The 15,070-nt window shown below is 58.0% G+C and carries 11 protein-coding genes; 6 read left to right on the top strand and 5 right to left on the bottom strand.

The window, feature by feature from the left end; genetic code table 11:
* Positions 1-50: 50 nt before the first annotated feature.
* The 4 genes from IIA05_11580 to pdhA form a co-directional block, all read right to left on the bottom strand.
* Positions 51-4,871, bottom strand: coding sequence for an NAD-glutamate dehydrogenase (locus tag IIA05_11580; protein ID MCH9027734.1), 4,821 nt, complete (start codon positions 4,869-4,871; stop codon positions 51-53).
* 142 nt (positions 4,872-5,013) lie between these two features.
* Positions 5,014-6,192, bottom strand: a complete 1,179-nt coding sequence (locus IIA05_11575) for a 2-oxo acid dehydrogenase subunit E2 (protein ID MCH9027733.1) — start codon at positions 6,190-6,192, stop codon at positions 5,014-5,016.
* A 45-nt stretch (positions 6,193-6,237) separates the two neighbouring features.
* Positions 6,238-7,215, bottom strand: a complete 978-nt coding sequence (locus tag IIA05_11570) for an alpha-ketoacid dehydrogenase subunit beta (protein ID MCH9027732.1) — start codon at positions 7,213-7,215, stop codon at positions 6,238-6,240.
* On the bottom strand, positions 7,215-8,294 hold the full coding sequence (gene pdhA, locus IIA05_11565) for a pyruvate dehydrogenase (acetyl-transferring) E1 component subunit alpha (GenBank protein ID MCH9027731.1): 1,080 nt from the start codon (positions 8,292-8,294) through the stop codon (positions 7,215-7,217). The genes IIA05_11570 and pdhA overlap by 1 nt, the downstream gene beginning before the upstream one ends.
* 209 nt (positions 8,295-8,503) lie before the next feature.
* On the opposite strand from pdhA, the gene IIA05_11560 reads away from it, so the two are divergent.
* Complete coding sequence (locus IIA05_11560) at positions 8,504-9,340, top strand: tryptophan 2,3-dioxygenase (protein ID MCH9027730.1); 837 nt, start codon at positions 8,504-8,506, stop codon at positions 9,338-9,340.
* 38 nt (positions 9,341-9,378) lie between these two features.
* Here IIA05_11560 and IIA05_11555 read toward each other — a convergent pair whose 3' ends face one another.
* On the bottom strand, positions 9,379-9,837 hold the full coding sequence (locus IIA05_11555) for a MarR family transcriptional regulator (GenBank protein ID MCH9027729.1): 459 nt from the start codon (positions 9,835-9,837) through the stop codon (positions 9,379-9,381).
* A gap of 160 nt (positions 9,838-9,997) precedes the next feature.
* Here IIA05_11555 and hppD point away from each other — a divergent pair, with 160 nt between their 5' ends.
* The 5 genes from hppD to IIA05_11530 all read left to right on the top strand — a co-directional run.
* A complete protein-coding gene (gene hppD / locus IIA05_11550) occupies positions 9,998-11,053 on the top strand; it encodes a 4-hydroxyphenylpyruvate dioxygenase (GenBank protein MCH9027728.1) in 1,056 nt (351 codons plus the stop codon).
* Between the two features lie 33 nt (positions 11,054-11,086).
* Positions 11,087-12,214, top strand: a complete 1,128-nt coding sequence (locus IIA05_11545; GenBank protein MCH9027727.1) for a homogentisate 1,2-dioxygenase — start codon at positions 11,087-11,089, stop codon at positions 12,212-12,214.
* A 71-nt stretch (positions 12,215-12,285) separates the two neighbouring features.
* Positions 12,286-13,281 (top strand): fumarylacetoacetate hydrolase family protein, encoded by a 996-nt coding sequence (locus IIA05_11540; protein ID MCH9027726.1) that lies wholly within the window; start codon positions 12,286-12,288, stop codon positions 13,279-13,281.
* Positions 13,278-13,922 (top strand): maleylacetoacetate isomerase, encoded by a 645-nt coding sequence (gene maiA, locus IIA05_11535; protein MCH9027725.1) that lies wholly within the window; start codon positions 13,278-13,280, stop codon positions 13,920-13,922. Before IIA05_11540 ends, maiA begins: the two co-directional genes overlap by 4 nt.
* 113 nt (positions 13,923-14,035) lie before the next feature.
* A partial coding sequence (locus tag IIA05_11530) for an acyl-CoA dehydrogenase family protein (protein MCH9027724.1) occupies positions 14,036-15,070 on the top strand: 1,035 nt, incomplete at its 3' end.

Here is a 15,070-nt window from a genome sequence, read left to right as displayed (position 1 = left end):
TCCGTGCGTCACTCCGACCGGAGCGTTTGTCGGCGAGGTTTCGGCTCACCTCAGGACTGGATACTCAGCTTGCGGATCTCCTGGATGGCAACCGACAAGGTTGCAAAGTCCAGGTTGCCACCCATGCGCATGTCATCCAAAGTTTGATTGGCATGGGTTATCTGCGCCTGATGACGGGTCAGCCAGGTGCTGACCCTGTCGACCGGGTTGTTCCCGCGATGGTTGTGTATCACTTGTTCGGTCAGCGTTGCCTGCAACTGGTACAGGTTGTCTCTCAAGGTTCCGCGCGCGACCGCCTGCCAGCGGCCCTCGACATGAAGGATTTCAATCTGATCCCTGATCCAGTCCAGCGCCAGCCCTCGGCCGATCTCAAAATAAATGCGCGCGGCAAATTCGACGTCCACATTTCGCCGGTTGGCGACCTCGGTGATATCCAGCGCGGAATACAGCGCATTGATTCCGGCCATGTATCTTGCAATGGACTCCGGAACGCCGATATTTTCGTAGAGCCGCGTCGATTCCCGGTAACGCTTCAATTCGTTGCCGCTCAAAAGTTTGTTCAGCTTGCGGGTCAGGATGCGCGCCCCGGGCTGGTAGCGGGAAACCAAAGCCTCGATATCGAGGGAATCCCGATGATGAGCCAGCAGCCAGTGCGTCGCATGCCTCAACAGTCTGGAAATCTGGAACATCATCGAGTACTGGACATTGGCATGAACCGCGTTGTCCAGCGATTCGATCTTTTCCCAGATCTTCCGGGTGTCGAAAATCTCGCGAGCAATCGTGTAGGAACGGGCCACCGCCGCTGCATCCGCACCAGTATCTTCCTGGGCCCGCTGGAAAAATACCGGGCCCATGCGGTTGATCACGCTGTTGGTCACGACTGTGGCAATAATCTCCCGCTCCAGGCGGTGATTGGTCATAATTTCTGCGTAATGTTTTTGCAGGGGCGTCGGAAAATAACGGTGCAGCTCCCGGGCCAGGAAGGAATCCTCCGGCACATCCGAATCAATGAGCTGCTGGTAAAGTGAAATCTTGCTATAACTGAGAAGCACCGATAATTCCGGTCGGGTAAATCCCTTGTTGGCCTTGCGCCGTTCGCTTATTTCTTCATCGGAGGGCAGGAACTCGAGTTCTCTGTCCAGCTCGCCGCTACGTTCCATCGCGACCAGCAAGTGAGCATGCTCGTTGAGCCGTTCGGCTGCGTGTGCTTCCATCATGCTGATGGCCTGGGTTTGCAGGTAATTGTTACGCAGTACCAGTTGCGCCACTTCATCTGTCATCGCTGCCAGCAGCCGGTCCCGTCGACTGGTCGTTAGTGGTCTGGTTTGTTTGACCAGGTTGAGCAGGATCTTGATGTTCACCTCCCTGTCGGAGGTGTCGACGCCTGCTGAGTTATCGATGAAGTCGGTATTGATTCGGCCGTTCCCCAAAGCGTACTCGATCCGGCCAAGCTGGGTCAGACCCAGATTTCCGCCCTCACCGATAACGGCGCAATGCAGATCACCGGCGTTTACTCTAAGCGCATCGTTGGCGCGGTCACCGACATCGATGTGACTCTCGCTTTTGGCTTTGACATAGGTGCCAATACCGCCGTTCCACAACAGATCGACACGCATTTTTAACAGGCATCGAATCAGCTCCTGGGGTCGCATGTTGTTCGCATCCGTGCCGAGCATGGCCTTGACCTCATTGCTCAACGGAATGCTTTTCTCACTGCGCGAGAATATTCCGCCACCAGTGGATAGCAGCTCTTTGTTGTAATCGGACCAGCTTGAGCCCGGTGTTTCGAAAAGTCTTTTCCTTTCTTGGTAACTGCTTTCGGGGTCTGGATCGGGGTCCAGGAAGATATGCAGATGATTGAATGCGCCTTGCAGCCGAATATGGCGCGACAGCAGCATGCCGTTGCCAAACACATCACCGGCCATGTCGCCGATTCCGACTACCGTGAAATCGTGATTTTGAATATCGATCCCGATTTCACGAAAATGTCTCTTGACTGCTTCCCAACAGCCTTTGGCGGTAATCCCCATGCGTTTGTGGTCATAGCCGGCGGACCCGCCGGATGCGAACGCATCGCCCAGCCAGAATCCATAGTCATGGGCTACCGAATTGGCGATATCGGAAAACGTAGTGGTTCCCTTGTCCGCTGCAACCACCAGGTAAGGATCGTCACCGTCGTGCCGAACCACTCGCCTGGGCGGGACGAGCTTGCCCTCGACCAGGTTGTCAGTGACATCCAGCATGCCGCGAATCAAGGTCCGGTAACAGTCGACGACTTCCCGCTGGATTTCTTCGCGCGGCCCTTCCGGCAGGCGTTTGCAGACGAATCCGCCTTTTGCGCCCATGGGTACGATCAGCGTGTTCTTGACGGTCTGCGCTTTCATCAAGCCGAGTATCTCGGTACGAAAATCTTCCTGCCGGTCCGACCAGCGCAGACCGCCCCGCGCGATCATGCCGCCTCGCATATGGACGCCTTCCATCCGCGGCGAATATACAAAAATTTCGAACTTTGGCCGTGGCTGGGGCAGCTCCGGAATTATCCGCGGGTCGAGTTTGAAAGAAATATAAGGTTTTGGCTCGCCAAGCTTATCCGGCTGATAAAAATTACTGCGCAAAGTCGCCTTGATGACAGTCAGAAATGCGGTGAGAATCCTGTCTTCATCCTGGCTTTGCACCTGGTCCAGCGCGTGCCGAATCCCGGCGCATAGCCTGTCGATCTCTTTTTGGCGCCGCTGACTGCCAATGCCCGGTTTCAGCTTTGCCCGGAACAATTCCGCCAGCATCCTCGCGATCAGGACATGCCGGTAAAGCGCCTGTTCCATGTATTTTTGACTGAAAGGCAGACCGGTCTGCAGCAGGTAGCGGCAATAAGCCCGCAGAACGGAGACTTCTCTCCACTCGAGGCGGGCCGCGAGGACGAGCCGGTTGAAGCCATCGTTCTCGGCATTGCCCAGCCAGCTGCTGGCAAATGATCCCTGGAAAATCTCATTGACCTCGGCCGGCACCAGGGCTTCGGATTCATAGACCATCTGGAAATCCTGGATCCAGATGCTTTTACCGTCCTCAAGGCGCACATGATAGGGTTGTTCCGAGATGACCCTGAGTCCCATGTTTTCCAGCGTCGGCAATACGTCCGAAATGGGTATCGGATTTTCGCGGTGGAATAGTTTGAAGCGCAGCTGGTTCTTCGCATAGGATTCCGGCCGGTAGAGGCTCATCCTCAGGCTGCTGGATTCAGCGGTCAGTGCGGCCAGGCGCTCGATATCGAAGGTCGCTTCCCTCGGTGTCACATCTTCCTTGTACGCGACCGGAAACTGCTGGCCATACATTTGCTTGAGTTGCAAACCGCGCGCCTCGCCAAAGCGCTCAACAAGAATATCCTGCAAATGATCTTCCCAGGACCTGACTGCATCGATGATTTCGTTCTCGATTCCGATAATCGAAACTTTGGGTTTGGAGCCGGGCTTGATCCTGACGATCGTGTGTACGCGGGCGAGATTCGATTCCGATAGCTGAACCGTGGATTTCAGCGATTCTCCATCGAAGGCGCGCATCAGGATTTCTTCTATGCGCAGCCGGATCTGGGTGGTGTATCTGTCACGCGGCACGAAAACCATGCAACTGAAAAACCGTCTGAACGCATCGCGGCGCACGAACAATTTGATCCGTTGCCGCTCCTGCAGGTCAAAAATACCGAGCGTGGTGCGGATCAGGTCCGCGACCGAACTCTGGAACAGTTCGTCGCGTGGAAAGGTATGCAATATATGTTGCAGGGCCTTGGCGCCATGGCCGGTTTCCGGGATGCCGGAGTTTTGCATGACTTGTTCGACCTTGTACCTCAACATCGGGATTTCATCGGGGCTGAGGCTGTACGCGGTTGATGTGAACAAGCCAAGGAATCGCTTTTCGCCAACGACCTTGCCGGCAGCAAAAACCTTGATGCCGATGTAATCCAGATAACTGTTCCGATGGACCGTGGCCAGCGAGTTGGCCTTGGTAATGAGCAGCAGGTCTTTCGATCTTGCCTGGCGGCGAGTGTCCTTGTTTAACACTATGACCGACCCATCCCTCGGTTCGCCGCGCAATATGCCCAGACCGGATCCCGGGATCACGGAAAGTTCATCGGAGTCCTCGCCCTTGGCCAGCGTATATTCTCGATAACCGAGAAAAGTGAAATGGTCGTCCGCCATCCAGCGCAGCATTTCCCGTCCCTCGTCGATAACCCGCTCGCTCAGCGGCAACGAAGCGCTGTCCAGCTCGTCGGCAATGGTCAATGCCATCTCACGCATTGCCGACCAATCGGCGACCGCGTTGCGCACATCGCCGAGATTCAACAGCAGAGCCTGTTCCAGGGCGGCAAATTCCTCTTTCTTCGCGCTGCGGTCAATTTCTATACGCAAAAAGGACTCGTTGTCATCGCCTTTCTTTAGCAGCGCTTTCTTGCCTATATCCAGCAAGGCGCCTTGCTGGTCGCGAGTGATGGAGAAGGTCGGGTGGATGGTCAGGTGGATGGAATAGCCCAGGCGGTTGATTGCCATACCGGCCGAATCGACCAGGAACGGCATATTGTCATTGACGATTTCCACGATCGTATGCGTCGAGGCCCAGCCATTGGTTTTCCGGGTCGGATTGTAAACCCGCACCTTCGCTTTGCCGGGCGGGCGATTGACGGCAAAGTTGAAATGACTGAGTGCCGCGCCGGCAAGATCCGCCGGGCTGCTGCTGCGCAGATCGTCTATCGCGACATTGCGGTAATACCGATCGATGAATTCAGCAATATCGATGTCCTTGCCCGATAAACCGGCTTTCTCGGCCTGGGCGATGATCTTGCTGACGACGCGGCTCCGGGAATCGTAGAGTCTACGCTGCATGGCGGGTGTCCGGTGTGCTGACGGCGAGGCAATATTAAACACATATCAGGCCGGGAAAAAGCCAAATATCGAAAACTTTGCCAGGAGATTGTTGGCCACGGATAATTTCCATCGCATAAGCTCCCGGCACAGACTTGTGACGCTACTCTTCCGCCCCGAGGTCGGCGATGACCGCGGCCAGGAAACGGCATGCTTCACCACCGGTAACGCAACGGTGGTCGAAGGTCAGCGACAGGGGTATTCGGCGGTGAACCTCGACTCCTCCGATCACGGCGATGACGTCATGGCGGATTCCGCCAGTGCCCAGGATCGCCACGGTGGGCGGTACCACGACCGGTGTCGCATAACGGCCGGCCAGCATCCCGAAATTCGATAGCGTGATCGTATAATCCCGCATGTCGGCGGGTGCGACCGATCGCTCATGGGTCGTTTTCTTGATCCGGTTGATATCCGCGCGCAACTGAGTGGCGTCTTTGCCGGCGACGTCACGTACCACCGGAACCAGCAGGCCATCCGGCGTATCGACCGCCATGGCGATGTCGACACGCTGATGCATCTCGCGGCTTTTGGCTGCTTCGTCATAAAAGGCGTTCAGACCGGGTTCGGCACTGCATCCCGCGGCTATCGCGCGCAATACGCGGGCGGTGATATCGTTTTTCCTCAGCCAGCTGTGGATATCCGCATCATCGAAAATCGTACAAGGCGACACCTGGTCCCTGGCCAAAGACATGCTTTGTGCCATCGCCCTACGCGGACCACGCAATGGTTCCGCTTTGCCGAGGACCAGCGGAGCGCTCGGTGCGGCGCTTACCGACCCGGCTTGCGAAGCCTGGCGCACATCATCGGCGGTAACCTGGCCGAACTTGCCGCTGGCTGGCACCGAGGCCAGGTCCAGCCCCATTTTTTTTGCCAGCGCGCGGGCTGCCGGCGCCGCCTTTACCCGTCCCTGCGCGCGCTTTCGTTTGCCGCCGGCGACAGCGGTCTCCACGACTACCTCGTCACTGGTCGGCATGTTGCCGACGACCGTACCGGTATCGCCGTTGTTTTTATTTTTGGCTGCATTGCCCGGCAAAGACTCGCTCTCGCCCTCGACCTGGAAATCCGCGAGCGGCTTCCCGGTCTCGACGATGCCGCCTTCGGCCGCGTACAATTTCACAACTGTCCCGGTAAAGGGCGAGGGAACCTCCACGACAGCCTTGGCTGTCTCGACCGAGAGCAGCGGTTCGTCCACTTTGATCTTGTCGCCTTCCTTGACATGCCAGGTGACGATCTCCGCTTCCGGCAGTCCTTCACCCAGATCGGGCAACATAAAGGTCTTCATAGCATCTTCCTGGTGTACGCAACGCCAATCAAAGCGAGGCGCTGTTTATGCCTCAATCGTTTCTTTACAGGCGTCGACAATTCTCTCGACGCAGGGCAGGTAATCATACTCAAGGCGGAACAGCGGCATTACCGTGTCGAAGCCGGTAACCCGTTTTATCGGCGCCTTGAGGTCGTACAGGCCCTTTTCCGCAACTTCCGCGGCGATTTCCGCGCCGACTCCGCAGTTCCGGGCCGCCTCGTGGACGATCACCAGCCGGCCGGTTTTTTCCACCGACTCGAGTATCGTATCGATATCCAGCGGGCTGATCGTCGCCACATCGATGACTTCGGCGCTGATGCCCTGTTCGGCCAATTGGTCTGCCGCTTTGTTCGTCTCATGGGTCATCGCGCCCCAGGTGACCAGGGTCAGATCCTCGCCCTCGCGAAGGATAAAGCAGACATCCAGTGGCAAGGCCTCGCCGTCATCGGCGACTTCGTGTTTGGCCATCCGGTAAATTCTCTTGGGTTCGAGAAAAACGACCGGGTCGGGACAGCGGATACTGGCAAGCAAGAGGCCGTATCCGCGGGTCGGCGAGGATGGGATCACCACGCGTACGCCCGGCATGTGGGCGAATATCGCTTCGGTGCTTTCGGAATGATGCTCGGGTGCGTGGATTCCGCCGCCAAACGGCGCCCGCAGCACCATCGGGCAGCTCAGGCGTCCCCGGGTCCGGTGGCGCATGCGGCCGGCATGACTGATCATTTGATCGACAGCCGGATAAATGAAGCCCATAAACTGTATTTCGGCAATCGGCTTGAGGCCCTGGGCCGCCATGCCGACCGAGACCCCGGCCAGCAGGTTTTCCGCGAGCGGCGTATCCATAACGCGATCCGCACCGAATTTTTCCTGCAGACCCGCCGTTGCGCGGAAAACTCCACCGTTGACGCCAACGTCTTCGCCGAGAACCATGACGCTGTCGTCATGTTCCATTTCCCAGGCCATCGCCATCGTGATGGCTTCGATCAAGGCAACTTTGGCCATCAATGACCTCCCTTGCCGAAGTAGCGCGCCGCGATCTCACGCTGTTCTTCCAGCGCTTCGGGTAGCTCGGCGTACATGTAATCGAACATGGATTCGGGCGTGTTTTTCGGTGTGTTGAGATATTCCTCGACCGCTTCATCGACCTGACGGACGCATTCTTTCTGCCAGGCCTGCTCTTTCTTGTCGTCCCAGGCGCCGATACCGGTCAGGTATTTTCGGCTACGGATCATCGGCTCCACTTGCCAGGCCTCATCGACTTCCTGCTGCTCCCGGTAGCGGCTGGCGTCATCGGCCGTCGTGTGATCGCTGAGCCGGTAAGTCATGGCTTCGATCAGCGTTGGCCCATCGCCGCTGCGGGCGCGCGCCAACGCCTGGCCAACCACATGACGCACGGCAATCACATCGTTGCCATCGACCTGGACGCCCGGGATGCCCGCGGCAAATCCTTTTTGCGCCAGCGTTTCGCAGGCTGTCTGCAAATGCAGGGGGACCGATATGGCCCACTGGTTATTCACGGTCAGAAACACCACCGGCAACTTGCGCACGCCGGCGAAATTCATCGCTTCGTAAAAAGCCCCTTCCGATGTGCCGCCGTCTCCGATCACGGCCAGTGCGCAGCGTTTTTCGCCACGCAGCTTGAAGGCGTTGGCTGCGCCGGCGGCGTGCATATATTGGGTTGCGATCGGCACGCACCAGGCGAAATCATGGGGTGCGTCGGTGAAATCGTTGCCGCGCTCATCGCCGCCCCAGTACAACAGCACATCGCTCATCCGCACGCCGCGCCAGAACTGGATGCCGTACTCGCGATACATCGGCGCCAGGCAATCTTCGCGCCGCATGGCTGCGCCGGTGCCGACATGGGCTGCCTCGTGGCCCAGGCAGGAGGCGTAAGTACCGAGCTTGCCAGTGCGCTGCAGATTGATGGCCTTGGTGTCGAAAGTGCGAGTCAGCATCATGAGCCGGTACATTTTGAGCATTTCATCCCGGTCGCTGGCAAAATCCGGCAGTTCGGCGACCGGCTTGCCATCCGGATCGATAAAGCGGACGTACTCCACACTGAAATTGGCGATTGTCTTCATCCTTTTCCTCGTAACAAACGCCGGGCCTCCAATGGAGGCCCGGCGCTCAGTAATTCTTCCGGCCAGGCGCCTGATCGGATCAGAAGCCAAGTGGCTTGTCGGTGCGCGGCATTATACAACAACAGGCCGCCAAAGCATCGGGCCGGTGATAGAATCACATCCTGCGTCCGTGGCGGGCGCTTAGCGTATTGGCAGGGGAGACACCGACCATGGGTCGTCGTGAACTGGAAAAAGGCATACACAAGGACCTGGCGGGCGAAATGACCTACGGGGGTTACCTGCAGCTCGATAAAATCCTGGATGCCCAGAATCCGCTCTCGAAGCCGGCGCACCATGACGAAATGCTGTTTATCATTCAGCACCAGATAGCGGAACTGTGGATGAAGCTGATGTTGCATGAACTGGAGGCGACAATCAGCTTCATGCAGCAGGATAAGCTGGATCGTTGCTTCAAAATACTGAGCCGGGTCAAGCATGTACAAGCACAAATGTTCAACCAGTGGGCGGTGCTGGAGACGCTGACGCCGAGCGAGTACCTGCAATTCAGGGACGCGCTGGGGCACGCATCGGGTATTCAGTCGCACCAGTTTCGCAAGCTGGAATTCTTGCTGGGCAACAAGGCAAAAGATTATCTCAGTGTTTATGAACACGACCGGAATGTGTATGACGAGCTCAAACGGGTGCTGGATAGCCCCAGCCTTTATGAAGAGTTCCTGCTTTTATTGCATCGTCAAGGCTTCGATTTGCCGAAAGAAGTCATCGACCGGGACTGGTCGGTGCCGCGCGAAGGCCATCCCCGTGTGATCGACGCGTTCAAGACCATTTACTCGGAGCCGCAGAAATACTGGGACGCCTATGACATGGCGGAAAAACTCGTGGATCTCGAAGAGAACTTCCAGCTTTGGCGGTTCCGGCATATCAAGACTGTCGAACGGATCATCGGTTACCGCAGGGGCACCGGTGGTTCCTCGGGGGTCGACTTCCTGCGCAAAGGCCTGGATCAGCGGCTGTTTCCGGAGCTGCTGGATGTCCGGACCGAACTCTAAGCCGGAATCCGCGATCCTTTTGGCGACAACCGGGTTAATCAGTCTGGCGGTTGCAGGGCTCTGGCCTGTTTTTGCAGGTTGTCGAGTATGTCCGACAGCTTGTCCTGGTCTTCTCTTGCCAGGCACTCGAGCAGGCGTTCCTCATAGCTCTTCGCCAGCGGCGATATCTGGTCGAACAAGCGTATTCCCTCCTTACTCAGTACCAGCACAGAGCGCCGTTTGTCTGCAGCCGACAGGCTTCTTTTGAGGCGCCCTTTGCCGGTCAGTTTGGTAACCGCACGGCTGACGGCGACTTTGTCCATTGCAGTCAGCTTGACGATCTCTGCGGCTGACAGGCCGGGGTAGCGCCCCAAAACCGCGATGATCCGCCACTCCCTGATGCTCAGTCCGAAGCGATCCACGTAGGCGGCCGAAATACCCCGGCTGACCGTATTGGACAGCACGGACAGGCGATAGGGCAGGAATTCCTCTAGATTCAAAAGTTCGGAGTTTTCCATGTCAGGGTCATTGATGCTTGGCGTAAAACACATTCGGGGGTATAATCGTTACATCTGTAACTAATTTATACCAGACGCGGCACAAAGGCAATCCCAGGTCATATAGAACGCCCGTGAGAATGTCACCGGTTTGGCGATCGTCTATTCGGGAGGAAAAGCAATGACTGAGCAGTTCGACAATCCGATGGGAATCGATGGATTCGAGTTCGTGGAATTCGCCGCGCCCGATGCCGCAGTCCTGGAAAACCTGTTCGCTCAACTAGGCTTCAGCCCTGTGGCGAGGCATCGCAGCAAAAATATCACGCTGTACAAGCAAGGCGACTGTGTTTTTTTGCTCAATGACGAGGCGGGCAGCTTCGCCAAGGATTTTGCCGCCATCCATGGTCCCTGCGCCTGTGGTTTTGCGATTCGCGTCAAGGACGCCGAATTCGTATACCAGGCAACGCAGGAAAAAGGTGCGCAGCCGTTTGCCGTAAAACGCGCAACGACAGCGCTGGATATTCCCTGCATCGAGGGGATCGGCGGCAGCATTCTTTACCTGGTCGACAAATACGGCGAGCAGTCGGTCTATGCGGACGAGTACCAGCCGATCGCAGGGGCTGACCCGGACCCGGTGGGCCTCGGTCTCACGCTGATCGATCACCTGACTCACAATGTGTACACCGGCAACATGGACAAGTGGGCCGGCTTCTACGAGCGCTTGTTCAATTTTCGCGAAATTCGGTATTTCGATATCAAGGGCACGAAAACCGGCCTGCACTCAAGAGCCATGTCCAGCCCGGACGGCCAGGTGCGCATCCCGATCAACGAATCGGCCGCCGGCAAGTCGCAAATACAGGAATACCTCGATGAATACCAGGGCGAGGGAATCCAGCACATTGCCTTGTTCACCGATGACATCTACGCGACCGTGGAAGGCTTGCGCGCCAACGACCTGGAGTTTCTCGATGTGCCCGACACCTATTACGAGATGGTCGATGAGCGAATCCCCGGGCACCAGGAAGACCTAGAACGGATGAGCCGCAACCGCATCCTGATCGACGCCGATCAACAAACCCGCAAGGAGCTGCTCCTGCAGATCTTTACCCAGACCTGCATCGGGCCGATTTTCTTCGAGGTCATCCAGCGCAAGGGCAACGATGGCTTCGGCGAGGGCAATTTCCAGGCCTTGTTCGACTCCATAGAGCGCGACCAGGAACGCCGCGGGGTTATCTGAACCGGTGCGCCCGGCCATGCATAAGGAACCGTCATGAAAAAATGGATTTCCCTGCCGCGTGTGGAAGGCAACGCCTCCCGCCAGGCCCATGCCGACCTGCCCGCGGGTACCTATGAAAGGGAACTCGGCAAGGAAGGTTTCTATGGTCCGGCCACGCACATGTACCACCAGCGCCCGCCGACGGCCTGGTCGGACTTCGAGGGGCCGCTGCGCCCGCGGGCCTTCGACACGAACCGGCTGGAAAACAGCGGCCCCTCGCCCTGGGATGCCACGCCGCTGCTGCACAATGCCGCGGTCAAGTTCCGCTACTGGTCGCTCGACGCCAATATGGATCATCTCGCCAGGAACAGCGACGGCGATGAACTGATATTCGTGCACGCAGGCAGCGGCGATCTGTACTGCGACTACGGCCACCTGAAATTTCGCGATGGCGATTACCTGGTGCTCCCGCGCGGGACCATGTGGCGGATGGAAGTCGACCAGCCAGTGCGCGCCCTGTTGATCGAAGCCACCAACGACAGCTACCGTCTGCCCGACAAGGGAATGCTGGGTGCCCATGCGATTTTCGACCAGGCGATGCTCGATGTGCCGGCAATAAACGACTTGTTCAAGGCGCAGCAAACCGACGAGGAGTGGACCATCCGGGTCAAACGCGGCGGCGAGATCAGCAAAATAACCTACCCGTACAATCCGCTGGATGCGGTAGGCTGGCATGGCGATCTCGCCGTGGTCCGGATCAACTGGCGCGACATCCGTCCGCTGCTCAGTCACCGCTACCATTTGCCGCCATCGGCGCATACGACCTTCATGGCGAGCCGCTTTGTCATTTGCACCTTTGTGCCCAGACCGTTCGAAACGGATGCGGGTGCGCTGAAAATACCCTTCTTCCACGCCAACGACGATTTCGACGAAGTCCTTTTCTATCACGCGGGCGAATTCTTCTCGCGCGACAATATCCACCCGGGGATGATCACCCTGCATCCGTGTGGTTTTACCCACGGCCCTCATCCCAAGGCGCTCGAGAGAGCGTTGGATCAGCCGGAGCAGGGGACCAACGAGGTTGCGGTCATGCTGGATACGCGGGATGAACTGTTCGTTTCGGAACAAGCGCATGGAATCGAATGGTCCGGCTATGTCGATTCCTGGAAAAGCGGCGCTTAGCCGTGAGTTCTGTCAAGTTGTACACACGGGCTGAATCCGGGAAGCCGCACTGACCGCAAGGAGACCATGACATGAAACTGGCGTCACTGAAAAAGGGCGGCCGGGACGGCACGCTGATTGTCGTCGATCGGGGCCTGGGCAGCTATACCGAAGTCGGCGATATCACCGCGATCCTGCAAGCAGCGCTCGATGACTGGCAGGCAAAGTCGCCATTACTCGACGAGGCATACCAGGCGCTTTGCGCCGGCGATCTGGCCGGTAGCCAGCCGCTGGATGTCGATGAGCTGGCGTCGCCGCTGCCGCGTGCCTACCAGTTTCTCGATGGCAGCGCCTATCTCGCCCATGTCGAACGCGTCAGGCGCGCGCGAGGCGCCGAAATGCCGCCCAGTTTTCTCGATGACCCCTTGATGTACCAGGCCGTGTCCGACCGTTTCCTCGCACCGCGTGAGGATGTGGTCGTCGCCAGCGAAGAATCGGGCATCGATTTCGAATCGGAAGTGGTGGTGGTGACCGACGATGTGCCGATGGGCGTGTCCGAGCAGGATGCGCTCGGTCATATCCGGCTGATCGGCCTGATCAACGACGTTTCCCTGCGCAACCTGATCCCCAACGAGCTGGGCAAGGGTTTCGGCTTCGTTGTCAGCAAGCCGCGCTCGGCCTTGTCACCGGTCTTGGTGACCCCGGATGAACTCGGTCAGTCCTGGGCGGGCGGCAAAGTCACATTGCCGCTAATAACGCATTACAACGGCGAGTTGTTCGGCCGGCCCGAATGCGGTGTCGACATGCAGTTCAGTTTCGCGCGCCTGGTCGCCCATGCGGCGACGACTCGTCCGCTGGCCGCGGGTTGCATCGTCGGTTCGGGCACCATCGCCAATCAGGATGAATCGGTCGGCGCTTCCTGCCTGGCGGAGAAACGCGTGATTGAGATCGTCGCCGATGGCAAGGCGACGACCCCGTTCATGAGCTTTGGCGACAGAGTGCGAATTGAAATGCTGGATGCTGAGGGACGGAGTATTTTCGGCAGCATCGAACAGACCGTCGTCCGCTACGACGGGCCGGGGAAATGAAGCTTTACACATACTGGCGCAGCAGTTCCGCCTACCGGGTTCGCATAGCGCTCAACCTGAAGAACGTGGAGTACGAGAGCGTGCCGGTGCACCTGGTCAAAGACGGCGGTCAGCAAAAAAGCGCCGAATACCTGAAGATCAACCCGCAGGGGCTGGTACCGGTGCTGGTGGACGGCGATATCGTACTGCGCCAGTCGCTGGCCATCATCGAGTACCTGGACGAAAAATACCCCCGGCCACCGTTGTTGCCGGACTCCGCCGGCGCACGGGCAAGGGTTCGCGGCCTGGCCTACCTGATAGCGGACGAAATACAACCGCTGAACAATCTCGGTGTCCAGCAATACCTGAAACATCAGGCCGGTCTCGACCGGCAGCAACTCGACGACTGGTACCGGCACTGGATAACGCAGGGGTTCACGGCGCTCGAGCAACTGCTTGCAACCGGCGGGCAGAGCGGCCAATTTTGTCATGGCGACACGCCGGGTATTGCCGATTGCTGCCTGGTTCCGCAGCTATACAATGCGCGGCGTTACCATTGCGATCTGACGGCATTTCCTACGCTTACCCGGATTGAAAAAAACTGCAGCGAAACCGCCGCCTTTCAAAAAGCCGCACCGGAAAACCAGCCGGACGCGGAATAAAAAAACCGTCAAACAATGCCGTTTTGCACTGAGTGTGGGGCCCAGTGTTTGCTAGAATGAACCTTCTGCCCCGCTCCGGTGAGGAACGGCCCGGGGTCTGACTGGAGATCTGAATGGAATATCTGCTAAGCGGCTGGCTGTGGTGGCCACTGCTTTTGGTGTTTTTTCTTACCCTGATTTATCTCGCTGCGCCGCTGATAGCATGGATGCTTGGTGGCATAGCGCTGCTCGGACTGTTTGCACAATTTGCCGATGTCTCCTGGCCGGTCAAGCTGGTGGTCTGGGTGCTTTACCTGGCGCCGATGATCGTGCTCGGGATTCCGCTGCTGCGCTGCCGATTGCTGGGCGAGCCGGTGTACCGTCTGTATCGCAGTTCCATGCCCGCTATTTCCCCGACCGAGCAAGCGGCGCTCGACGCCGGCACGACCTGGTGGGACGCCGAATTATTCAGCGGGAGACCGCGCTGGCGGCGCCTGTTGAAAGCCAAACCGGCGAGCCTCGATGACGAGGAAATCGATTTTCTGAATGGGCCGGTCGAGGAACTGTGTGCCCTGATCAACGATTACGATGTCAATATCGGCAGCCGGGATTTGCCCGCGGCGGCGTGGGATTTACTCAAAAAGGCCGGCTTTTTCGGCATGGTGATCCCCCGCCAATATGGCGGCAAGGAGTTCTCGCAATACGGCCACGCGGCCGTCGTCATGAAGGTAGCGAGCCGCAGCATAGCCGCCGCGCTGACCATCATGATTCCCAATTCCGTTGGCCCGGGCAAGTTGTTGCTCAAATATGGAACCGAGGAGCAGAAAAATTATTATCTGCCGCGGCTGGCCAGCGGCGAGGAAATTCCCTGCTTTGCGCTGACCGCGCCGGAAGCGGGCAGCGACGCCGGCAGCATCCCGGATAGCGGCATCATCTGCAAACAGGATTACCAGGGTAAAAAAGACGTCCTGGGTATACGCCTGAATTTCGATAAGCGGTATATCTCGCTGGCCCCGGTAGCTACGCTGATCGGCGTCGCGTTCAAACTCTACGATCCGGATCAGTTGCTCGGCGACCGGGAAAACCTGGGTATTACGGTAGCGCTGGTCCCGGCCGATACGCCGGGTGTCGAAATCGGCAGCCGCCACGATCCGTTGCACATGGGTTTT

It is taken from the genome of Pseudomonadota bacterium, from assembly GCA_022572885.1.
GTDB lineage: Bacteria > Pseudomonadota > Gammaproteobacteria > Steroidobacterales > MnTg04 > MnTg04.
This window is presented reverse-complemented; position numbering and strand designations above follow the sequence as displayed.

Coding starts and splice junctions, on each gene's coding strand:
- IIA05_11580 (MCH9027734.1), bottom strand. CDS start 4,871: ATGCAGCGTAGACTCTACGATTCCCGGAGCCGCGTCGTCAGCAAGATC.
- IIA05_11575 (MCH9027733.1), bottom strand. CDS start 6,192: ATGAAGACCTTTATGTTGCCCGATCTGGGTGAAGGACTGCCGGAAGCG.
- IIA05_11570 (MCH9027732.1), bottom strand. CDS start 7,215: ATGGCCAAAGTTGCCTTGATCGAAGCCATCACGATGGCGATGGCCTGG.
- pdhA (MCH9027731.1), bottom strand. CDS start 8,294: ATGAAGACAATCGCCAATTTCAGTGTGGAGTACGTCCGCTTTATCGAT.
- IIA05_11560 (MCH9027730.1), top strand. CDS start 8,504: ATGGGTCGTCGTGAACTGGAAAAAGGCATACACAAGGACCTGGCGGGC.
- IIA05_11555 (MCH9027729.1), bottom strand. CDS start 9,837: ATGGAAAACTCCGAACTTTTGAATCTAGAGGAATTCCTGCCCTATCGC.
- hppD (MCH9027728.1), top strand. CDS start 9,998: ATGACTGAGCAGTTCGACAATCCGATGGGAATCGATGGATTCGAGTTC.
- IIA05_11545 (MCH9027727.1), top strand. CDS start 11,087: ATGAAAAAATGGATTTCCCTGCCGCGTGTGGAAGGCAACGCCTCCCGC.
- IIA05_11540 (MCH9027726.1), top strand. CDS start 12,286: ATGAAACTGGCGTCACTGAAAAAGGGCGGCCGGGACGGCACGCTGATT.
- maiA (MCH9027725.1), top strand. CDS start 13,278: ATGAAGCTTTACACATACTGGCGCAGCAGTTCCGCCTACCGGGTTCGC.